This window comes from Paracoccaceae bacterium, from assembly GCA_033344815.1.
Classification (GTDB): Bacteria; Pseudomonadota; Alphaproteobacteria; order Rhodobacterales; family Rhodobacteraceae; genus Roseobacter.
This window is the reverse complement of the sequence record JAWPMR010000001.1, coordinates 1303063-1324776: the sequence shown is the minus strand read 5'-3', so window position 1 is coordinate 1324776 and position 21714 is coordinate 1303063. Positions and strand designations below refer to the sequence as shown.

At 56.3% G+C, this 21714-nt stretch carries 20 protein-coding genes; 11 read left to right on the top strand and 9 right to left on the bottom strand.

Annotation, left to right across the window (positions count from 1 at the left end; translation table 11 throughout):
* The first annotated feature begins 58 nt into the window (after window positions 1-58).
* The 3 genes from R8G34_06210 to R8G34_06200 all read left to right on the top strand — a co-directional run bounded on the left by R8G34_06210 (window position 59) and on the right by R8G34_06200 (window position 1752).
* Window positions 59-466, top strand: coding sequence for a hypothetical protein (locus tag R8G34_06210; protein MDW3222472.1), 408 nt, complete (start codon window positions 59-61; stop codon window positions 464-466).
* On the top strand, window positions 420-938 hold the full coding sequence (locus R8G34_06205; protein MDW3222471.1) for a hypothetical protein: 519 nt from the start codon (window positions 420-422) through the stop codon (window positions 936-938). The genes R8G34_06210 and R8G34_06205 overlap by 47 nt, the downstream gene beginning before the upstream one ends.
* Before the next feature lie 214 nt (window positions 939-1152).
* Window positions 1153-1752 carry a superoxide dismutase gene (locus tag R8G34_06200; GenBank protein MDW3222470.1) on the top strand — a complete coding sequence of 200 codons (600 nt, stop codon included), beginning with the start codon at window positions 1153-1155 and terminating at the stop codon, window positions 1750-1752.
* A 182-nt stretch (window positions 1753-1934) separates the two neighbouring features.
* On the opposite strand, the gene R8G34_06195 is transcribed toward R8G34_06200, so the two are convergent.
* Entirely contained in the window at window positions 1935-2057 is a 123-nt protein-coding gene (locus R8G34_06195; GenBank protein MDW3222469.1) for a hypothetical protein, read from the bottom strand.
* A 46-nt stretch (window positions 2058-2103) separates the two neighbouring features.
* On the opposite strand from R8G34_06195, the gene R8G34_06190 reads away from it, so the two are divergent.
* Window positions 2104-2334 carry a hypothetical protein gene (locus R8G34_06190; protein MDW3222468.1) on the top strand — a complete coding sequence of 77 codons (231 nt, stop codon included), beginning with the start codon at window positions 2104-2106 and terminating at the stop codon, window positions 2332-2334.
* A gap of 312 nt (window positions 2335-2646) precedes the next feature.
* On the opposite strand, the gene R8G34_06185 is transcribed toward R8G34_06190, so the two are convergent.
* Window positions 2647-3198 carry a TIGR00730 family Rossman fold protein gene (locus R8G34_06185; GenBank protein MDW3222467.1) on the bottom strand — a complete coding sequence of 184 codons (552 nt, stop codon included), beginning with the start codon at window positions 3196-3198 and terminating at the stop codon, window positions 2647-2649.
* A gap of 136 nt (window positions 3199-3334) precedes the next feature.
* Between R8G34_06185 and R8G34_06180 the strand changes: the two genes are divergently transcribed.
* Both R8G34_06180 and R8G34_06175 read left to right on the top strand, forming a co-directional pair.
* On the top strand, window positions 3335-4819 hold the full coding sequence (locus R8G34_06180; GenBank protein MDW3222466.1) for a LysM peptidoglycan-binding domain-containing protein: 1485 nt from the start codon (window positions 3335-3337) through the stop codon (window positions 4817-4819).
* Between the two features lie 136 nt (window positions 4820-4955).
* A complete protein-coding gene (locus R8G34_06175) occupies window positions 4956-6809 on the top strand; it encodes an ABC transporter ATP-binding protein/permease (GenBank protein ID MDW3222465.1) in 1854 nt (617 codons plus the stop codon).
* Between the two features lie 49 nt (window positions 6810-6858).
* On the opposite strand, the gene R8G34_06170 is transcribed toward R8G34_06175, so the two are convergent.
* From R8G34_06170 to R8G34_06160, 3 genes are all read right to left on the bottom strand, one after another.
* Complete coding sequence (locus tag R8G34_06170) at window positions 6859-7317, bottom strand: DUF302 domain-containing protein (protein MDW3222464.1); 459 nt, start codon at window positions 7315-7317, stop codon at window positions 6859-6861.
* Window positions 7318-7396: 79 nt separating this feature from the next.
* The gene (locus R8G34_06165; GenBank protein MDW3222463.1) at window positions 7397-11209 is read right to left on the bottom strand and encodes an efflux RND transporter permease subunit; all 3813 of its coding nucleotides are present in this window, start codon (window positions 11207-11209) and stop codon (window positions 7397-7399) included.
* Window positions 11206-12477 carry an efflux RND transporter periplasmic adaptor subunit gene (locus R8G34_06160; protein MDW3222462.1) on the bottom strand — a complete coding sequence of 424 codons (1272 nt, stop codon included), beginning with the start codon at window positions 12475-12477 and terminating at the stop codon, window positions 11206-11208. The genes R8G34_06165 and R8G34_06160 overlap by 4 nt, the downstream gene beginning before the upstream one ends.
* A gap of 219 nt (window positions 12478-12696) precedes the next feature.
* On the opposite strand from R8G34_06160, the gene R8G34_06155 reads away from it, so the two are divergent.
* From R8G34_06155 to der, 3 genes are all read left to right on the top strand, one after another.
* Window positions 12697-13374, top strand: a complete 678-nt coding sequence (locus R8G34_06155; protein ID MDW3222461.1) for a tetratricopeptide repeat protein — start codon at window positions 12697-12699, stop codon at window positions 13372-13374.
* Between the two features lie 61 nt (window positions 13375-13435).
* Window positions 13436-14782, top strand: a complete 1347-nt coding sequence (locus tag R8G34_06150; protein MDW3222460.1) for a PQQ-binding-like beta-propeller repeat protein — start codon at window positions 13436-13438, stop codon at window positions 14780-14782.
* Window positions 14783-14833: 51 nt separating this feature from the next.
* Window positions 14834-16312 carry a ribosome biogenesis GTPase Der gene (gene der, locus R8G34_06145; protein MDW3222459.1) on the top strand — a complete coding sequence of 493 codons (1479 nt, stop codon included), beginning with the start codon at window positions 14834-14836 and terminating at the stop codon, window positions 16310-16312.
* 3 nt (window positions 16313-16315) lie between these two features.
* On the opposite strand, the gene R8G34_06140 is transcribed toward der, so the two are convergent.
* Window positions 16316-17020 (bottom strand): hypothetical protein, encoded by a 705-nt coding sequence (locus tag R8G34_06140; protein ID MDW3222458.1) that lies wholly within the window; start codon window positions 17018-17020, stop codon window positions 16316-16318.
* Between the two features lie 113 nt (window positions 17021-17133).
* Here R8G34_06140 and R8G34_06135 point away from each other — a divergent pair, with 113 nt between their 5' ends.
* Together R8G34_06135 and R8G34_06130 are read left to right on the top strand one after the other, a co-directional pair.
* Window positions 17134-18318, top strand: a complete 1185-nt coding sequence (locus R8G34_06135) for a DUF2235 domain-containing protein (protein MDW3222457.1) — start codon at window positions 17134-17136, stop codon at window positions 18316-18318.
* 26 nt (window positions 18319-18344) lie between these two features.
* Window positions 18345-18836, top strand: a complete 492-nt coding sequence (locus R8G34_06130; protein MDW3222456.1) for a hypothetical protein — start codon at window positions 18345-18347, stop codon at window positions 18834-18836.
* A gap of 10 nt (window positions 18837-18846) precedes the next feature.
* Here R8G34_06130 and R8G34_06125 read toward each other — a convergent pair whose 3' ends face one another.
* From R8G34_06125 to R8G34_06115, 3 genes are read right to left on the bottom strand one after another with little or no spacing between them, the layout of a single operon-like run.
* Window positions 18847-19413, bottom strand: coding sequence for a hypothetical protein (locus R8G34_06125; GenBank protein ID MDW3222455.1), 567 nt, complete (start codon window positions 19411-19413; stop codon window positions 18847-18849).
* Window positions 19410-19946: a TadE/TadG family type IV pilus assembly protein gene (locus R8G34_06120; GenBank protein ID MDW3222454.1), complete on the bottom strand. Its 537-nt coding sequence runs from the start codon at window positions 19944-19946 to the stop codon at window positions 19410-19412. The genes R8G34_06125 and R8G34_06120 overlap by 4 nt, the downstream gene beginning before the upstream one ends.
* Window positions 19943-21679: a TadE/TadG family type IV pilus assembly protein gene (locus tag R8G34_06115; protein ID MDW3222453.1), complete on the bottom strand. Its 1737-nt coding sequence runs from the start codon at window positions 21677-21679 to the stop codon at window positions 19943-19945. Before R8G34_06115 ends, R8G34_06120 begins: the two co-directional genes overlap by 4 nt.
* Between the last annotated feature and the right edge of the window lie 35 nt (window positions 21680-21714).

Here is a 21714-nt window from a genome sequence, read left to right as displayed (position 1 = left end):
GCTTTGCGAAAGGTCGAACTGCCCGCTGTTATCACTTGGGTTTAAGGGGTAAATTTTTATGAAAAAGACATTTTGGGCTGCACTTTTGGCGCTTGCCGGTGCCGCTACAGCTGCGACCGCCGCCGAAGTGATTTACGACTGCAGCGCATCTTATAACTCCAGCAAAGGTTTCATCGGACCCCGTGTGGTGTTTTTCATTGATACGGAAAAAGCAATCGTGCGGGTGCTAGACGGCGTCGTTCAGGGCACTGTCGGAGCGCCAATCGAGGGTAAACTGACCAAACGTTCCGACAAGGTCTATCGCATCGACTGGCGTGTCATAAACGTGCCGACTCAGGCTGGCGCCTTGAATGTCACCTACCGTGCGGATCTCAACCACGTCGCCAAGAGCTACACTATGGAAGCGAGGGTCGGCGGTTATGACAATGACGCACGCGGTGAAGGCCGCTGCAAGATCGCAGGCTGAGACGCGGGCGATGACACGCAAGTTCAGGTTGTCGCATTGTCTGGCCGCGGTCTGCACCGCGATTGCTCTGATGGCGAACTTTTCGGGCGGCGCTGCCGCGCAGACAACCGGTGGGGTGTTTTATGACTGCGATATGACACGCTCTGAGCGGAACGCCTTCTGGATTTCGAATAAGATCGGGATTGTCCTGCTCCAGGATGGCTCCGCTGTGGTGTCCGATGGGGTTATACTGAATTATCGGCGTAGCACGCTGAAAGCATCGCGTCTGACCACCACGGAGCGCGATATCAAACTGGACTGGCGTTTGACCGGTGGCCTGCTGCAGGCGAAGGACCGCGAGATCCTGCTGCCCGATGCCGAATACTCTGCGGTGATCTCGAAACCTTCCAATCAAATCAGGGTTCGCGGCAATCTGCCCGGGCACCGCCGCAGCTTTTCTGGCAGGGGTCAGTGCAAACTACGGGTTGAGTAGCAACACAGCCATGGCGGAAAGCGAACGCTCTGCGGTTGAACATCGGCCTATTGCCGACCAAGGCGGCTGTTGCGACGGCTCGGGCCTGCAACCAAAGACCACGCGGGTCGGAAAATAGCCGGATACGGGCGTTTTTACTCCGATAGGACTTGAACTCAGGCGAGCGTGCGCTTCATGTGCAATATACCCAACTGAAATAACAAGGGGGCCCACCATGGCTTTTTCACTTCCTGATCTTCCCTACGCCCACGACGCGCTTGCGGCGCATGGCATGTCCGCAGAAACCATGGAGTTCCACCATGACCTGCACCACAACGCCTATGTGACCAATGGCAACAAGGCGATTGAGGGCACCGAGTGGGATGGCAAATCTCTCGAAGAGATCATCAAAGGCACCTATGACAGTTCAGCCGTGGCGCAAAACGGCATCTTCAACAACATCAGCCAGCTTTGGAACCACAATCAGTTCTGGGAAATGATGGGGCCCGGCGCGAGCGCGATGCCGGGAGAGCTTGAAAAAGCAATCGTCGAGAGTTTTGGATCGGTCGATCAATTCAAGGCTGACTTTTCCGCAGCAGGCGCGGGTCAGTTTGGCTCGGGTTGGGCGTGGCTGGTCAAGGATACGGATGGCAGCCTCAAAGTGACCAAGACGGAAAACGGCGTGAACCCGGTCTGCTTTGGTCAGACGGCGCTTTTGGGGTGTGATGTGTGGGAGCACTCCTACTACATCGATTTCCGCAACAAGCGCCCTGCCTATCTTGAGAACTTCCTCAACAATCTGGTGAATTGGGAAAACGTCGCATCGCGTATGTAATCGACCGCAATTTTTGTGATGAAAGGCCTCACCATCTGGTGGGGCCTTTTTGTTTGTCGGTCTCCGCTTCCAAGACCGCAAGTCAGCTTGGTGTAGGCATATCACATGACGACCGACCGGGTCATAGGGACTGGCGGTTTGCCGATCTCTTGCAAGCTGTTGCCGTAGGTTGGCGAAATGCATCAGGTGACGGCCTGTTCTTGCCGCGGGTTTTTCTGATAGTGCAACGCCGGTTGTGCGATGGGATCCAGGTCGGAAACCGGGCCGGAATCGCGCATCTTGCTTGCAGTGGCATCATCAATCATCGCGCCGAATTGAGTTCTGTGTGTTTGATCTGTTCAAACCCAGCGAATGACACGGGTCTCATCCAACAGCGTTCTTTCAATCTGCCTGCGTAATATCTATCGGCTAAAAGTTGGCAGCCTGATGTCGGAAATCAGTTGGGCGCGTGGTACTTGCTATGTGCCACGTGCCGATCAGGTTTGGCACAGTATTTTACCAGAATGTTGTGCTGTTATTCGGACTTTTTTAGTCGAAAAAAAAGTGTATCCGCAGGAAATCATCTTTGCTCCCGCTGAATAGCCGTCTCTTGTTGCTGGTGCAGCGACTATTATGTTGCAAACCTATCACAGCAGGCGGCCTGTCTTTGCGGAAGATCTGCATGTTTCAGGATTAATAATCCTTGCAGGTCCAAAGGCAAATCTGGCATGTACCCGGGTCATCTTCGCGATCCGAAAGTGTGGAATATACCGCTGAGGCGGCTCCAATGGATCAATCTGGCGCGGTATTTTGACCATGCGGTTTTGATGTGGGCAGAACCCGTCGCACCTCAGCATGTAACCGTTTTAGTTTGATCAGGACGCAGCGCAGGCGCCCTCTTCCTTCCGCTTTGCGTCAGGATAAAACCGTGCGCAACGCCGCGCGTGCAGCGGCGCTGTCAGGCACAACGCTGTAGTAGTCATGCAGCGTTTCAGCAGCAAACCCGTGATCGGTTACATGGCGCAGGAGAGCCATGAGGGGAGCCCAGTAACCATTTGTATTAACAAGAAAAACAGGTTTATCATGCAAGCCCAGCTGGCGCCATGTCAAGACTTCAAACAGTTCATCAAGCGAGCCTGCGCCACCGGGCAAAACAACCACTGCGTCACAATTCATGAACATGACCTTTTTGCGTTCATGCATCGTTTCAGTGACCACATAGGTTGTCAGATCTGTCTTTCCGACTTCCCAAGCCACAAGGTGCTGAGGGATCACACCGAATGTCGTGCCGCCGGTCTTTTGTGCCGTACGCGCTACCGCCCCCATCAAACCCACATCGCCCGCGCCATAGACCAGGCGCCAGCCTTCCTCGGCCAGCATGGTACCAATCGACTCTGCGTCGCGCATGTAGGCGGGATCGCCGCCAGTGCGCGCGCCGCAGTAAACGCAGACGGACTTCGGTCTCATGTGGTCATCCCTTGCAGTTGTTATTAAAGGAAATGTGACAGTGCATGTTTTGACCGGTGATAGAGCAGTTGTTATGTAGGCTCAACGCTTGTCGCTCTGCTCGTGACATGTGTTTTGATAGAAAGAAGAAACGGTTATGCGAGAAGATGGCTCGATCACCAAGCCCGGTGGCACAGGATTGCTGATGGCTGGCCTGATCGTCGCGGGTTTGATGGGGATGGGTACCTACATCACCATCCGTTCGCAAAACACGCCCAGCCAAGAGGATTTGTCAGCGGTTCTGGCTCCTGCGTCAGAGACAGTGGACCGCTCTGGCGAACCTGCTGCGCAAGCCGAAGGGCAGACAGAGGCGGACACTGCGGCAGTTGCAACTCAAGAGGAAGCCAAATCTCCCCCACCTATCACGCCGAGCATCAGCGAGGTGCGACTGGAGGATGACGGGTTGGCAGTGATCGGGGGTCGTGCTGAACCTGGCGCTACCGTTTCGGTCTTGATCGATGGGACCGAGGTTGCCACGACACAAGCGGATGCACGCGGTTTTTTTGCTGCAGTGGCTTTTGTCGGGCGCGATGAGGGCGCGCGGATTCTAACGCTTCAGGCAGAGGCTGCGGGGGTGACAATTGCGTCGACGGAAGATGTGATTTTGGCGCCGGTCGCAAGGCAACTGGCGCAGGTCGATCCGACAGCCGAAGAGTTGAAAACCACCGATGAAACCGATGCGGGATCCGTTGGACCTGCTGACGGTGTCGAGGAAGAAAAGCGCAAGGATGACCGGTTGGCGCGCATCGTGCCAGACGAAACTGGCGGCAATGACCCGGACCCAGAAAACACACAGGTTGGACGACAACCCCAAGGGACGCCACCGCCGCCGGTCGATGATGTGCTTGCATTGTCGTCCGACGTCACCACGCCAGCGCCGAGGCCAAGAGCACTGGTTTCCGAAGCTTTGGAGGACGTATCCTCAGACGGACCGGGCGATCTGCCGGACGATGTGTCACCAGAAGCCACGAATGACTTCGCTGTGGACGTTGGATCGCAACCCATAAATCCGGACCAGGCTCCAGCCACGTCCGAGGAGCCATCGCAACAGCCTATCGCGGTTTTGAAGTCTACCCAAGAAGGCGTCACGCTGTTGCAAACAGACGCGCCACCAACCGTCAGCATTGGCATTGACACCATTGGGTATAGCGCCCAGGGGGAAGTGGAACTGTCAGGGCGCGCCACGCTTGGAAGCTTCGAAGCGCGCTTGTATTTGGACAACCGTTTCGTGTCCTCACTGCAGGTCGACGCGGATGGTACGTGGCGGGGCACCGTACCGGACGTGGACACCGGCATATACACCTTGCGTGTGGACGAGGTAAATGCAGCAGGTGACGTCACAAGCCGGGTGGAAACCCCTTTCAGGCGCGAAGCACCGTCTGTCTTGGCGCAAGCGATCGCCGGACAGGATGGCCTGGTGCAAGCAGTGACCGTGCAAACCGGTGACACGTTGTGGGCAATTGCGCGGGAGCGCTATGGGGAAGGGCTGCTTTTTGTGCGGGTTTTTGAAGCCAATAGTGATGCCATACGAGATCCGAACCTAATCTACCCCGGTCAGGTATTCGATCTCCCTATTGAGTAACAGATCTCCTCCAAGTTACCGTTTTTAAGATCCGAAAGCGGGTCGCACTGCCTTGAGAACGGAATAATACCCTGCGGGGCTGGCAATAGGGTGGGGAGTGAATTAGGTAACGCTTCTAACGCAAGCGGGACATTTCATGCCGACCGACACCACTGCGACGCCCGACGCCAAAACGGCGCAAGGGTCACAACCAACCGACGCCGAAGAACGCCGCTCTGGACTGCGCACTATTCGCAAAGTAGCCCCCTATCTTTGGCCAGCAGATCTTGCGTGGGTTCGCCGCAGGGTACTCGGTGCCATGGCATTGCTCATTTTTGCCAAGGTTATTTCAGTAACCACACCCTTCTTTTACAAAGGAGCCGTGGATGCTTTGGCCGAAGAAGGGGTGCCAATGCTTGCGCTCGGGGCGATTGGCCTGACCATCGCCTACGGTGTAGCACGCCTGATGACCGTCGGTTTCCAGCAGTTGCGTGATGCGGTTTTCGCGCGGGTGGGACAGCGCGCGCTTCGTATGCTCGCCCTGGAAACATTCCAACACATTCACCGGTTGTCCATGCGGTATCACATTTCGCGTAAGACCGGGGGGCTAAGCCGCATCATTGAGCGCGGCGTGAAAGGCGTCGATTTTCTACTACGGTTTTTGCTGTTTTCGATCGGACCTTTGATGCTGGAACTGGTGATGGTGGGTATCATTTTGGCTCTGGTTTTTGATATCTACTATCTGTTGATCGTTGCCGGAACGATCGCCTTGTATATTTGGTTCACCTTTGCCGTAACGGAATGGCGCGTGAAGTTGCGTCGCGAAATGAATGACCAGGATACCGACGCCAACCAGAAGGCCATAGACAGCCTTTTGAATTATGAGACGGTCAAGTACTTCGGCGCCGAGGAACGTGAAGCGCGCCGTTATGATGCCGCGATGGAGGGTTACGAGGCGGCGGCGATCAAAACCAATTACAGCCTCGCGTTTTTGAATTTTGGTCAATCATTGCTGATCACGGCCGGGTTGATTGGCGTGATGGTGATGGCGGCCATTGGTGTACAGAACGGGTCGCTCACCGTTGGCGATTTCGTGATGGTCAACGCCTATATGGTGCAGATCACCGTACCATTAAATTTCCTGGGTACTGTATACCGCGAAATCCGGCAGGCGCTTGTGGACATGGGCGAGATGTTCGATCTGTTGGAGCAGCCCCAGGAAGTCACTGATAAACAGGATGCGAAAACGCTTGCTGTGGAGGGCGGTCGCATTGAGCTTGATAACGTCGAGTTTGGATACGATCCGGAACGCGCCATTCTCAAGGGGGTATCGATTACTGCGGAACCGGGCGAAATGGTTGCAATTGTGGGTTCTACGGGGTCGGGGAAGTCCACGATTGGGCGCTTGCTGTTTCGCTTTTATGATGTGGGCAAAGGCGCTTTGCGGATTGATGGTCAGGATATTCGGGATGTCACACAAGACAGTTTGCACGCAGCCATCGGTGTGGTGCCACAGGACACCGTGCTGTTTAACGATACAATTCGGTATAACATCGGGTATGGGCGCGGTGATGCGACGCAGGATGAAATTGAGGCCGCTGCAAAAGCTGCGCAGATTCATGACTTCATTCAGAGTTTGCCCGATGGGTATGACACGGCTGTTGGTGAACGCGGTCTCAAGCTTTCAGGTGGCGAAAAGCAACGCGTCGGGATCGCGCGCACCTTGCTGAAGGACCCACCTATTTTGCTGTTGGACGAAGCCACCTCGGCTCTGGACTCCGAAACAGAGCAGGATATCAAGGAAGCGCTGATGCAAGCCGGACGGGGTCGTACGGTGCTCACCATTGCCCATCGGCTTTCCACAATCGCAGAAGCAGACCGGATTGTCGTTCTGGAGCAGGGAGACGTGGTCGAACAAGGGACACATGAGGCCCTGTTAGCTAATGAAGGGCGCTATGCCCAATTGTGGTTGCGCCAGCAGTCCGACGAAAGCGCAGCAACTGTGGCCTGAGAACCCACCTGACGGTTTACGGCGTAGGGTGGGCTTCAGGCCACCCGGATCACTCGGTTGAAGTCGCTTTGGCAGTCAGTTTGTTGAGCGCGCCCGTCATGGTTTGAACAAACGGAGCAGATGTTTCCACGCCATGGGCATCTGCCACAGCCGCCGGAGCATGATAGACTACGACGGTCTCGCCACTTTCATTTTCATACGCCAGCACCCGCAAAGGTAAATCCAAGCCCATGGTTTGCGCCGCTTGCATCGCGGGCGTTCCAATTTTCGGGTTGCCGAAGATCAACAGCTGTGTCGGTCGCAATTCCGCATCAATCTTTGCGGCGCCAGCGGCGTGGTCAACACGTGCAAAAACAGTGGCGCCAGCGCCCTGCACAGCTTGTTCCAGCCTGTCGATGGTCTCAGAGACAGAATGTGGACTAGTTATTGTGATCATGTCGTCTGCCAGTGCCGGTGCGGAGAGAAGAGCTGTGCCAAGAGCGAGGTTGAGAGTGAGTGATCTGATCATTGCGCATTCCTGTTTCAAAATTCTTGGGCACATTAGCGAATTGACGGGTGCGCGCACATCACAACGCTGTGTTCGCGCATTATTCTGCCGCTTTCAAGGCTCCTGTCGTTTCAGGTGTCGCGCTCGGGAATGAGGGGTCGTCCCAAAGAATCTCACCGGAAATCACATTGCGCGCATCTTTCTGGAGCGCCCAATCACGCGCGGCACGCGAAGCCCGCCCCATCGACATCTTGGCCAGGAGCGTCGCAATCCACTGTAAATAGGTTGAGGCCCATACTCTTATGGCCAACATCGATGGGGTCACCATCAAGGTCAGTACCGTCGCAATCCCAAGACCAAATACGACGGCTGTGGCCAGTTGTTTCCACCACAAGGCTGTGGGGCTGTTGATGGTATAACCGCCATCGGCAAAATTCAGACTCAGCCCAAACATCATCGGCGCAAGGCCCGCCATGGTCGTAATGGTGGTGAGCAATACAGGGCGAATGCGTGCTTGTGCGGTGCGAATGATCGCCTCGATCCGTGGCATATATTGGCTGTATTCCTGATACGTGTCGATCAGGATGATATTGTTGTTCACCACAATCCCTGCAAGCGCGACGATCCCCGTGCCGGTCATGATGATCGAGAAGGTCTGACCCATCACCAGCATACCGATAAGTACGCCCGTGGTCGACAAAACAACAGCCAAAAGTACGAGGATCGCGTTGTAAAAGCTGTTGAACTGCGCCAGCAGAATAATGAACATCAAGCCCAAGGCGGCGGTGAAAGCAGATGACAGAAAAGCCTGACTTTCAGCCTGTTCTTCTTGGTCGCCGGTCCATTCAAACTCGACACCTGCTGGCAGCGGGTTCGTTTCCAGCCATTCCGACAAAACGCCAATGCGCTCATTTGCGTTGACAGGGATAAGGCGCAAATCACCTCCACTTACGCCATCCTGCAAATCTGCCACGCCATCATCCAAGCGATCCGTAATCTTGAACGCTGACCCATCAAGAGCAGTCATATCGCCGTCCGCCCCGGCGGGTCGCAGAACAGCCAGCGTTTCATTCACATCGACGCCATCTACCCGCCGGGTTTCGACTACTTTCATCAGGCCCGGTGCAACATCCGCTTTGACATCGAAATATCGTTTCTGTTCGATCCGGTTGATTTCCGCCAGCTTTGGCACGGGCGTGCGGATGATGAAGTTTGACAGGGGAATCAAACCATCCTGGGTGCGGACCTTCAACGTATCGAGCGTGGATAGCACGCGGTCCTTTTCGGGAAGGCGCACGCGGATGTCGATCTCTTCATCTGATGTATCCACGCGCATCGTATCCAACCAAAGACCGCGTGTGACCAGTTGTACCATCGCGCCCACTGTGGCGACATCTGCGCCGTATCGTCCGGCTTTTTCAACATCCACGTCGATCTGCCAGTCAATGCCGGGCAGGGGGCGCGTGTCCTCAATAAGGGTCAGGCCGGGGGTGCGATCAAACTCGGCGCGCGCGAGGGTGGCCGCGTCGATCAAATCCGGGAAACTGTCTGATTTTAACCTCAGATGCACGGGTTTGCCCGACGCTGGCCCGCGTGCTTGTGCGAGGATTTCGATTTTAACACCGGGCAGTGCTTCAAGCTGCTCGGTCAACTCGGCAATGACGATGTCGCCGTCCAGTTCGGGCTGATCTGCGCGGTCTTCCCAGGGGATTGTTTCAAACTGAACCTGGCCGATCATATCCTTGGGTGCCGTGCCGCCGCCCGTATCAGTGTTCAAACCGCCTTCACCGGCAAATGAGAATGCGTTGATGACGCCGGGATGACCCAGCACGATGTCTTCGGCCTGACGAACGAGGGCGTCTTTCTCTTCAAGGCTGAGGTTGCCGCGCGCCAGCACATAGACGATGCCTTGCTCGGGTTCTGATTCCACAAAGAATTCAACGCCATTGTTGTTATTGGTGAAGAACATCAACACGGTACCGACAAATATGAAGACGGTTCCAGCAACCACCAATGGCATCACCGGGTTCCCGGCAATGGCCGCGATGACATGGCCAAAAGCGGAGCGTTGATACCCAGAGCGGATGCTTTGAGGTTCAGCCCGAAACAGGCGGCTGGCGAGCCATCGTCCTCTGCGGCCCATGCGGGTCAGAATTGCAAAGACTGACACCAGCCCCAGCATAAACCCTCCAAGCGCCACGAAAAGGCTAGCTGCCGCCACCAGAATGAACAGGAAGACCACAAACAGCGTGGGGATGACAGAGCCCAGAAGATTCAGGCTGTCCATGATGGCAAAACGCGCGCCAATTGCGGCAAAGATCGGACTCATCAGACCGGACATCGCCATCATCACAGCGGCGATCGGGAACAGGGCAACGTGCAGATACCAGCGCAATCCGGCGATTGCGGTCATGTAATCGGCCATCCAGCGTTCCAGGCGACCCGTGACCCCGCCCATCACAGGCAGATAAATCAGCGCCACAACCAGAGAGGCAGACAGCACAAAGATCAGCGTGACCGGCAGCATGCCCATGAATTCACCCGGAACACCGGGCCAGAAGAGCATCGGCAAAAAGGCGCAGAGCGTGGTCGCGGTAGAGGAAATGATCGGCCAGAACATGCGCTTGGCGGCCTCGACGTAGGCGCGCATCGGGCCTTCGCCTTCTTGTTGGCGCTTGTCGGCGTATTCCACCACCACAATGGCCCCGTCGACAAGCATGCCAACGGCAAGGATCAGACCGAACATCACGATATTGGAAATGGAAATGCCCATGACGGCGAGGAACGCAAAGCACAATAAAAACGAGGTCGGGATTGCAAAACCCACCAGCAAGGCAGCTCGAATACCCAGCGCTGCCAGGACAACAATCATCACCAGCGCGATGGCGGTAAAGACAGAGCCGAGAAGCTGTTGCACCATGCCATTGACGATGCGCGACTGATCATTGGAGGTGCCAACTTCTACGGCGGCCTGCAGTCCTTCGGGCCATGTCTGGGACTGTTCGGCCACCAGTTCCTTGACGATGGCAGCAGTGTCGATGAGGTTGAAGCCCTTGCGCTTGACGACTTGTAACGCCACGGAGTTTTCGCCATTAAAACGGGCAGTTCCAACGCGATCTTCAAAAGTAGGATTGATTTCGGCCAGATCGCCCAGCGTCACAACGCGGTCGCCATTTGTCTTAACAGGCAGGTTGTAAACATCACGCGGATCATCAAACGAGGATGGGATTTTTACCGCAAATGAACCCTGCGCCGTGTCCACTTCGCCTGCTGCGATCAACTGGTTATTGTTGCGAACAGTATTGATCAGATCAGCAGCCGTGACATTATAGGCTTCCAAGCGCAACGGATCGATCAGGACCTCCAGCATCTCGTCTCGGCTGCCAGCGATTCCTGCCTCCAAAATGGCATCTACGGCTTCAAGATCGTCTTGCAAGTCCTTGGCAACCCGCACCATTGTACGTTCCGGTACCGGACCGGTGAGATTGACAATGATGATCGGAAATTCAGAGAAATTGATTTCATTGATGGTATATTGTTCGGCGCCATCCGGGAAATCAGCTTGCGCCTTGCTCATCGCGTCACGCACATCCGCGAGCACTTTGGTTTTATCCCAACCGAACTCAAACTCCAGCGCCACGCCCGCGTAACTCTCGGCAGCCGTGGCGGACATGTCCTTGAGGCCGTCCAGATCGACAAGTTCCGTTTCCATCGGTTTGATCAGCAGCGTTTCGCTATCGGCCGCTGAGATGCCGGGGAAGGCAACAGAAACAAACAGTGCCGGAATTTCTATGTCCGGTTCGCCTTCCTTGGGCAGGGTGGTGTAAGCATAACCGCCCACAACAAGGGATAGCAGGATAAAGGCAACCACCATCCGCGCCCGGTTGGCGGCCCAATCGACAATCCCGGTCATTGGCTGAGTTCCCTGAATGTCGGGGCAACACGCACCCCGGCGATCACATATTCCTGACCGAGAACGATAACGTCCGCCGTATCGGCCAGGCCAGTCAGCCAAACCCCGTCAACGGAATCGCGTATCAGGGCGACGGGATGGAATTCAACAATCGCATTGGCATCAACGGTGCGCACGCCCAACGTACCTTCATCGTTCAGGGTCAGTGCAGATTGCGGCAGCAAATGAGCGGTTGCACCTTCTGCGGCGATCATGATTTCGGCGGTCTGCCCATCTCGAATTTTGTTTTCGCTGTTCGGAACTTCAATTTCGACGCGGAACGTGCGGGTCGTCGGATCGGCAGAACTCGACAGGAAAGTGACTGCGCCGCGCACTGCACTGCTGCGCGCCTCCGGCCCTCCGGTCAGCGCACCACTGCCCGCAACGAGCCGGGCAGAAGCCATCGCGCCAAGCGAGACACGGGCCACTTCGGTTTCCGGCACAAAGGCCACCAGCTTGATCGGATTCAGCTGTATGATTGTACCGCAGAGCGATCCCGGTTGTAGCAAGGTACCCAATTCGGCAGTGTCGCTTTCCAAAAGGCCCCCAAACGGGGCTTTGATGGTCAGGCGTTCGATTTCCTTTTCTGCGGTCGCTACAGCGGCTTGAGCGCTTTGAATGCCGGACTGGCTGGCCTGAAGTCCTGCGCGCGCGCTCTCAACACCGGCTTGTGCCGTGGCGACGGCTGCGTCTGAATTGGCGACGCGTGTGGTCGAGGCAAAACCGCCCGCGCTGAGTTTGTTTGAGGCGTTTTGGTTGATCTCTGCCTCATCCAGCTGTGCCAGAGATTGATCCAAACGGGCCTCTGCTTCTGGCACACGGGCGCGGGCTTCTTCCAGTTGAGCCCGGGCTTGGGCCAACCCTGTACCGCGTGTTCCCTCGTCGAGCTGGCATAGGACCTGCCCTGTCTGCACTCTGGTCCCCTTGCGCAGCGGGTCAGAAATCACTGTCGCAGAGGTCTCGGCTCGGACGCCTACAGTACGCGCCGCTTCAGTTTGGCCGCGCAACACGACAGCGGTATCTATCTGCCGCGCTCTGGATTTCTGAACAACGACTTTGACCAGCGACGCTGTGTCTATGTCGCCAGCCTCGTCGATTTCAGAGTCTGTCGCATTTTCGGTCACGGCGGAGTCGCCGCCAAAAATCGCGAATAGGCGGGGACGATCCAGAATAAACAAAGCCAATACTGCTGATACCAAAAGGGCAGCAATGATTGAAAAGAACCGCATAAGTTTCGCCTCAACCTTTTTTTGTCTGTGCCAACTGCAGCTACAATTCGCGCGTTCGAGCTTAGGTGGTTTGTACGACACGAAAGCTAAACTGACCAGTTCAGTTTATGAGTTTCTTTCGGCCTGCGCAATGGTTCGCTGCAATGCAATTAATCGCGCCTCTTGGCTTGCTGCGAGGAGCACGCTAAGAGGGGCGCAATTGCAAACCAGCAGGTAGCCATGAGCGACACCGATAGTTTTATTGAAGAAGTGAATGAAGAAGTCCGACGCGACAGGCTATTTGGCCTGTTAAAGAAGTACGGATGGATCGGTGGCCTTGTCGTGGTTCTGATAGTTGGCGGCGCTGCGTGGTCTGAGTACCAGAAATCACTGACCAGAGCGCAGGCGGAAGCACTTGGGGATGCCATGCTGACCGCGTTGGCAAGCGATGACGCGGAGACGCGCACGGTGGCCTTGGCCGATTTGAGTGTCGAAAACCCCACTGCGCAGGCACTGGTGGCGATGCTGACTGCGGCTCAGGCCCAGCAAGCAGGTGAGGCTGAGGACGCAGCGGCCCAACTCGACGCTGTCGCCACCGACGGGGATGTTCCCGAGATCTATCGTCAGATCGCGAGCTTCAAGTCCCTGACCCTGCAGGCGGGAACTTTGGATTCGGCAACGCGCCGGCAGGGTTACGAAGCTTTGGCCTTGGCTGGATCGCCTTTGCGCTTGCTCGCGGTCGAACAGTTGGCTTTGATGGATGTTGCGGGCGGTGACGATGCGGCCGCCATAGAACGCTATCAGAGCATTCTTCAGGACGCCGCCGTGACCTCGGACTTGCAACAGCGCGCCTTACAGGTGATTGTGGCGCTCGGAGGCACGCCAGATCTGGAAAACTTGCCAGTAGCAGGAAACTGACCTGCGGGTCTGGGATTGTTTTGGGTATCGGGTGTAAGAGGGGAAGTACAGGCAGGTCATGATGCAATTTCGAAAGACATCTGTGCGCAGGCCTTTCCCCTTCGCGGCGGTGGCGGTGGCGGTATTTTTGTCGGCGTGTTCTGAGCCGGACATCATTTTGCCGGGCAAACGCGAAGACATTCGCTCTGTCGTACAAAGCGAGGACGCGCCAGCCGCCGTTGAGGTGCCGGCAGATCGGGCACAGCCCATCTCGTTGCCGTCGGTTCAATCCAACGCGAATTGGACGCAGAGCATTGGAACCCCGTCGACCCGTGTTGGTCATGCTGCGCTCAGCGCCGCACCACAACTCATCTGGTCCGCTAACATTGGCGCGGGCGACAGCCGTCGACAACGGATCACCGCGGACCCTGTTGTCGCGGGCGGCGTTGTCTATACTTTGGATGCGGACGCCCTGGTAACTGCGACATCCACGTCAGGTCAAACCATATGGCAGCAAGACACCAAACCTTTGCGTGACGATTCGGGGACCGCCACCGGGGGCGGGCTGGCGTTCAAGGATGGAACCTTGTTTGTATCGCTTGGGTATGGGTCTCTGGTCGCGCTGGATGCCTCCACCGGAGGCGAAAAATGGCGTCAACGTCTCGAAGGTACCGGTTCAGGAAGCCCCACGGTCTTTGGCGATCTGGTTTACACGACCTCCGGCGACGATACCGGATGGGCGCTGCGGGCCGAAGATGGCCGAATCGAATGGCAACTTACGGCCTCTGAGGATTTCAACAATGTTTTGGGGGCGCCAGCGCCTGTTGTGTCGGATGATCTGGCGATTTTTGCGTTTGGATCGGGTGAGGTTCAGGCCGTTTTTCGCCGGGGTGGGTTGCGCCGCTGGGATGCATCGGCCCTGGGCAAACGTTCGGCACGCGCGCTGGGCGCGGTCGGGGATGTAACAGGTTCTCCTGTTGTGTCGGGCAATCGGGTCTATATTGGAAACCAGGCGGGACGCATCGTTGCACTTGATTTTGCGTCGGGCGCACGCGTGTGGACCTCGCGGGAGGGGGCTGTTGGCCGCGTCCTTCCAGTGGGCGACAGCATATTTGTCATCTCCGAATTGGGAGAGCTTTTACGCATAAAAGCTTCTGACGGGGTGCGAATCTGGGGTACGCAGCTGCCAAACTTTGTGAAGGAAAAACCCAAACGCCGTTCCGAGGTTGTGGCGCATCACGGACCAATTCTCGCAGGCGGTCGGATTTATATTGCTTCAAATGATGGCTTGCTGCGCAGTTTTGATCCGGCTTCGGGCGCACTTTTGGGGTCAATCGAGATCCCAGATGGCGCGACAAGCGCTCCTGTGGTGGCTGGCGGTGTTCTCTACGTTGTCTCCACAAAAGGGCAATTGCACGCTTTCCGTTGACCGCCATGTAGGGTACAGCGCGTTTTTAATCCGGATGTCGGAGCCTCGGTCATGTCTTTCACGCTCGCCATTGTAGGGCGCCCAAATGTGGGGAAATCCACGCTGTTCAACCGTCTGGTGGGCAAGCGCCTGGCGCTGGTGGATGATCAACCGGGCGTTACGCGGGATTTGCGCGAGGGTGCCGCGCGTTTGGCTGACCTGCGTTTTACAGTGATTGACACCGCCGGCCTCGAAGAGGTGACCGATGACAGCCTTCAGGGCCGCATGCGCCGTCTGACAGAACGCGCTGTTGATATGGCCGATATCTGTCTTTTCATGGTGGATGCACGGGTCGGGATTACCCCATCGGATCTGGTGTTTGCCGATATCCTGCGCAAACGTTCCGCCCATGTGATTCTGGCCGCCAACAAAGGCGAAGGATCTGCCGCTGATGCAGGGGTGATTGAGGCCTATTCGCTGGGTCTGGGAGAGCCGATCCGCTTGTCTGCGGAGCACGGAGAAGGCTTGAACGATCTTTACACGCACCTCATGCCGCTGGCGGATCAATACGCGGAACGCGCCGCTGAGGATGCCCCCGAAACGGATGTGACACTGGATGAAGAAGATGGTGACATGGAAGCCGCCATTCCAATGCCCACCGATAAAAAGCCCCTGCAGGTGGCTGTGGTCGGGCGCCCGAATGCCGGTAAATCAACGCTGATCAATCAGATTTTGGGCGAGGACCGCTTGCTGACGGGCCCCGAGGCCGGGATCACGCGGGATGCGATTTCTCTGCGCACGGACTGGGCGGGGCCAAAGGGCGAGCCGGTCCCGATGCGCATTTTTGACACCGCGGGCATGCGCAAAAAGGCGAAGGTTCAGGAAAAGCTGGAAAAGCTATCGGTTGGGGATGGCTTGCGCGCGGTGAAGTTCGCCGAAGTCGTCGTCGTTTTGTTGGATGCGGAGATTCCTTTTGAACAACAGGATCTGCGCATTGCGGATTTGGCGGAACGCGAGGGCCGGGCCGTTATCATTGCCGTAAACAAATGGGACATTGAAGCGGACCGTCAGGGCAAACTCAAGGAGCTGAAGGAGAGTTTTGAGCGTCTGTTGCCGCAGTTGCGGGGCGCGCCTCTGATCACTGTGTCGGCCAAGACCGGGCGGGGGCTAGATCGTTTGCAAGAAGCCATCATGCGTGCCTATGAGGTCTGGAACCGCCGGGTTACCACGGCCCAACTGAACCGGTGGCTTGCGGGAATGGTCGAGGCGCATCCGCCGCCCGCACCGCAAGGCAAGCGGATCAAGCTGCGCTATATGACGCAAGCCAAAACCCGGCCGCCGGGATTCGTGGTGATGTGCTCACACCCGGAAAAGGTGCCGGAAAGCTACAGTCGCTATCTGGTCAACGGATTGCGCGTCGATTTCGATATGCCGGGCACGCCGATCCGGTTGTGGATGCGCGGGCAGAACGATGCCAATCCCTATAAGGGTCGCAAGAAAGCACCACCCTCAAAGCTGCGCAAACATACAGATGGGCGGCGTCGGGACTGACCGCTAAGCGCGCGCCGCTTTCCAGGTGGGTACCAAGAGCGCAATAGCACCACCGCCCGCGAGGGCGGCGACGGTTTGATCACCGTTCAAATTATGAATGACAATGCCCACCAGCGCCCATATCACCGCAATCCCATAGGTCGGCGCACGTCGCAATGTGGATTGCACGGATGATGCGAACACGAGAGCAAAGAACACGAAAACCAGCGCGGCTGTTGCGGAGTCCAGCCAGCCATAACCGGCCGTAATGAGGCCCAGTGACACGCAGCTTGCAGCACTCAACCATCCGGCATAGAGCCCCACCGGCAATGCCGCCCACCAGATGTCTTGCCTTGGCGATCGATAGAGCGCGACCAGCGCGCTCAACAGCATGGCCCAGATCAGAACAGACGCCCAGATCGGGCTGCGCACGGCCACGGCTAACCAGATGCTTCCGATTGCCAACGACAGACACAAAGGCAAACGCATCGCATGCCAATCCGTATCATCTGCGCGCCGCAAAGCGCCAAATCCCAAACCGATAATCAGCCACACATAGATGATCCCCCAAATGGCAAAGGCATAGCCAGCGGGCTGCACCGGGGGGTCGATTTGCGGGACCGGAAACTGGTCCGGATCAAAGCCATTGAAATCAGCAACGAGTAAAGGCGAGGCTGCAAAGCCCAGTGCCAATGCCACAGCGGCAAACGCAACAGTTTTTGGTGTCATGTATTTCTCTCTTCAGGCGGGATATGCCGCAAAACAGTTAGCGCACCGCGCGGTGCCTTAAGCGCATAAGATCATTGCCCTGCCATTCTTAGGTCGCAAAAGGGGAATGGCAAATGGCACATATCGCAATTTTCTGCGACGGCACATGGAGTTCTGCGCATGATGGATCGAGAACGCATGTCTTGCGGCTTTCATCTGCCTGCCAGCGCAGTGACGCGCAAAAGGTGCTTTATTTCGATGGGGTGGGTACTGGCACCGGCATGACCAGCCGTTTTGGTCGTTGGATCAGCAGGATTGGCGGCGGCCTGTTTGGGTGGGGTTTGAACCGTAACATCAAGACTGCCTACGGGGACTTGTGCAAGGTTTACAGACCCGGTGACAAGATCATGATCTTCGGGTTTTCGCGCGGGGCTTATACAGCACGTTCTTTGGTCGGGATGATCCGTAAATGTGGCATCTTGCAATTTCCCACACATGCAAACGTGGCGCGCGCATTTAAATTATATCGCTTGCGCGGTCCCGAAAACGCACCAGATGCATCGCTTATTCACGCCCAGCGTCGCAGGCTGTCGCCTCAATTCGCAACCAGCCAGGCGGATATCATGGCGCGGCAAGACGACAGCGCCCTCGTGCGCATTTCTTATCTGGGTGTGTGGGATACCGTGGGCGCGCTTGGCATTCCGGAAAGCTTTTTCGGGGGTGTCGCCCGTTGGTGGAACAAGCGTTATGAATTTCATGACACGCGGCTGACCCATCTGGTCGAAGCGGCGCGTCACGCCAGTGCGCTGGATGAGCGGCGGGTCTTTTTCAAACCGAGCCAATGGGATAATTTGACGTCGCAGGGTGGCGTTCCGGGGTTGAATGGCGCAGACAATGGCCCCAACCGACCATATCAGCAAAAGTGGTTTGTGGGTGATCACGGGAGTGTTGGAGGGTCTCGTGGAAGAAGCGCCTATAGTGAGGCCACTCTGTCATGGATACGAGACGGGGCTGTCAGTGGTGGTCTGCTGATGGCTTCCGATATGGATGCCGAGCCAGCACCAAAGCATGCTGAAAAAGCGACCATAGATCAGGCTGAAACCAGGTGGGTTTATAAGCTTTTCCCGTGGTTGTTGAAATGGCGCGCAGGCCCCGAACATCCATGGGATCTGGATGACAGCGTGCGCTTGCACGTTGCGGGTGAACCAACCTACCGACCGGGCAGTTTGACGCGACTAATGCCGGGATTGCTGCGTCGCGGCCATGCAAATGTCCCGTTTTCGCTTGTGAGCAAGGGGAGGAGCAAGGTAGGAGGCTGAAACAGCAAGCAAAGAGCCTCAACCAGATGCAAGATACAGACGAGACCGAAGTCCTCGCGACAGTTGCCGCCTCCGCCGGGCGACGTTTTCTGGGCATCGGGATGCTTGCTTTCCTGGGTGTGCTGGTGATCTATGTTGCGTTCGTTTCTCCACCGTCCTTTGGCTGGCAGATGTTTCTGGTGGCTTTGGGGGTGATCTCGCTGATGATGGCGGACGCGATGCGTCGCTCTACTGCGCATCGGCTTGAATTGACCAAAACCGAGTTGCGTGACAGTGGCGGTATTGTCATTGCGAAGGTGGAAAATATTGTCGGGATTGATCGCGGCACCTTTGCGTTCAAGCCCTCAAACGGCTTCCTGCTCCGGCTCAAAGCGCCTGATGCTCGCAAATGGCGACCCGGATTGTGGTGGCGGGTTGGACGTCGGGTTGGCGTCGGGGGAATGACGCCGGGACGCCAGACCAAATATATGTCCGAGATCATCGCGGTAATGCTGGCGGAACGCGACGGATTGATTTAGCGCGTAGCGTCTATGCGCCTCCGGCCGGTTCCCATCCAACGGCTGGCGAATAGCGCGGCCGTGTAAAGGTAAAGTTGTGTAACGTCCGATCGCGCATGCCGATCTTGAACACCGGGCTGAAACCGGACCATGTTTCAACCACAATCACGGTGGCAGTATCATACATGACCGGCAAATACGCATGCCAGTCCTTTACCATGTCACTGGTCAATGCGGTATCCGCGCCACGTTCCTGTGACCAGAGCACCGAATATTCATCCTCCTCCGCGTCATATGTCACGCTGGTGACGCGAATGGCGGTATCGGTATTGGAACGCACCAATGTGTTGAAAACGGAATGCGACCCGTCGATGAAGTCAGAATTCACGACCGCCTGACGCGAGATCAGATCAGCGACAGTAAAGGCGGCTTTCTGATTGATCGTCTGTTCTTTGAAAGCGTCAAAATATGTGTACATCGCCATGTGAGTCCAGAACATCAAAGGGCAGATGATGACAAACTCAAGAGTGACATTGCCATCTTCGCGCCGTGCGAACGCTTTGGCCCATCGGTGCAATCTGTTCAGGGCGTGGGTCATTGGTTCGGCTCCTGTACAAAGGCTGACATTGCAACCATGCGCGGCAGGCCTGCTTGCTGATCAAACTCGAAACCGAGGCCGGTCGTCGGAATAACCGGGTCAAACACAAGGCAGGCGCGGATCAGCATCAGATCATGGTTGCCACCTTGCACAAAGGTTCGTGGCGGATTGACCTGTTGGCTGGTGTCCACGCAATCTGCCGTCGCCGGCAGCCCGGCAAATGCAGTGGGGGTTATCGGGGTCATCTCCAGTTTTAACCGGTTCGTGCAATCGGGCAAAAACGGGGCCTGATCACACACCATCTGTTTCAACTGATCATGCTGGGGCGCGCTGCCGGTGCTCAATCGGACGCTGCGGACTGCAATTTCCAACCCGCGCTCCATCCACATCTGACGCATCGAATAGATGCCGAGCTCGACAGAGGATAGGAAGATGGAGAAAATCAGGGGTACGAAGATCACGAATTCGATTGCGATCTGACCATCCTCATCCTCGCTGAAATGGCGAAAGTATTTCGCGGTCCGCGCTTTCATTGCGTCAACCTCAACTGCGTGATTTCATGGGCGATGGCGGTGAAAGCATCTGCGATTTCCAATCCGTCCACATCAAAGTAGTGGCTTGCTGAACTGGCGCAGTTCTTCAGGACGGTCTGACCGTTTTCAGGTGCCTCAAAGCCGATGGCGAAAACAACAATCCCTGACTCTTTGGCCCGTGCACAGATGTCATCCGTCCGGTTGTTTTTGGTGCCGGAACCGACACTGTCAAAAACGTTGTAATACCAGCGGTTGGCAGCGCCGGACTGCCACGCGCTATAGTTTTGGTAGTAGTTTTCCTTGATGGGCGTATGGGCCCAGAGGCTCGGAAAACTGATGTTGTAAGCTCCGCCCTCAGAGGCGTCAGGACTGCAATCCCAATCCTCCTCGTCTCTGGAATTGGAGGGGTTATCACAGCCGTAAGGCGCACGTCCCCAGCGATCACCGTTGCGCACGTCGCCGTCGCCGTTCGTATCGAAATGTCGCGAGTAGTAAAACCGCTCGTTGTCTTCATCATAGGAAGAATATGTTTCCTCCTGCGCATTCCACCAAATGTCGGTTTGACCGGCACGATAGCCGTCTTCGATGAAATACTGGCTGGTGTTTTCACCATCTGTCATCAGAACGATCACCTTCAGGTACTCATCCGAATTATGTGGCGCCGGGCGGGCATCAAATTTAACGGATACAGTGCCGTCCGCGATCAGGTCGTCCACCAAAGGCTGCAGGCTGGGATCGAGCAGTGCTGTACCCCACTTCATACCAACGTCAATCGACGTGTTTCCGCGCGCGGTCAGCGCCTGAATGTAATTCTTCAGGACGTCGCGATCTTTTTGCAGCACCATGATTTCGCGTTTCGAATCTGCTTCGCAGACCGGACTACTGACCAATTGGTGTGGTTCGGAATACCGACCATCGCCTTGGCTCAGCGCGCTTCTGTAGGTCCAGGGGTCAAAATGCATGGTGCGCTCGTAGGCAAGCACAGCCGGCGCACCGGCCTCGGATGAAGGCACCCGCATTCCGGCTGTCGAAAAATCACTTGCCGCGAAGTTAATGCAGTTGGAATGGGCATTTGTTCCTTCAAGTTCAAAGACGTTAGCGACGTTGTCCGGAATGGACACCTGTGTGGCATAAGGAATAATCGAGATCGCCATTCGTCCGTCCAGACTGTTGTTCACGATCTGATCCACGAAGTCCTTGGCCGCCACTTTCAAATTCACCAGACGGCTGTTGGTATTCATCGAACCGGACACGTCCAAAACCAGCGAGATCTCCAGATTGCTCACAACTTCTTCGGCCATGCCAGACACATAGAGTGGTAAATCGTCTACACCGGTCATCGCCATGTAGGGCGAAGCTGTGCGCGCGCGTGCCGAAGCCGTCACAGTACGGAAATAGTTGGTCGGCAGGTTGTTTCCGGGGGTCACCGTTATATCACCAAGATATTCTTCGATTCCGGCTTTTTCAAAGTAATCCGTGACAACGACGTCCGGATCCAGGGTCTGCTGTAAATCGGCAGCGGCCAGAATGGCGCGGTCCAACGTGTTCTGGACTTTCACCCGTTCCATTTCGTTGCGCATGAGATCCACCGCGATGCCACAGACCATCAACAACATGAACATCATGAAGATGGTAAAAATTGTTAACACCCCATCTTCTTCACGGGAAAACCGATTGAGATGGGTGCGCACGACCGACTCTGATCTGGGATTCTCCCCGGAAAGCTGTGTCATTCTAAGTCCAATTCGTTGCGATGGGACGTCTCTCG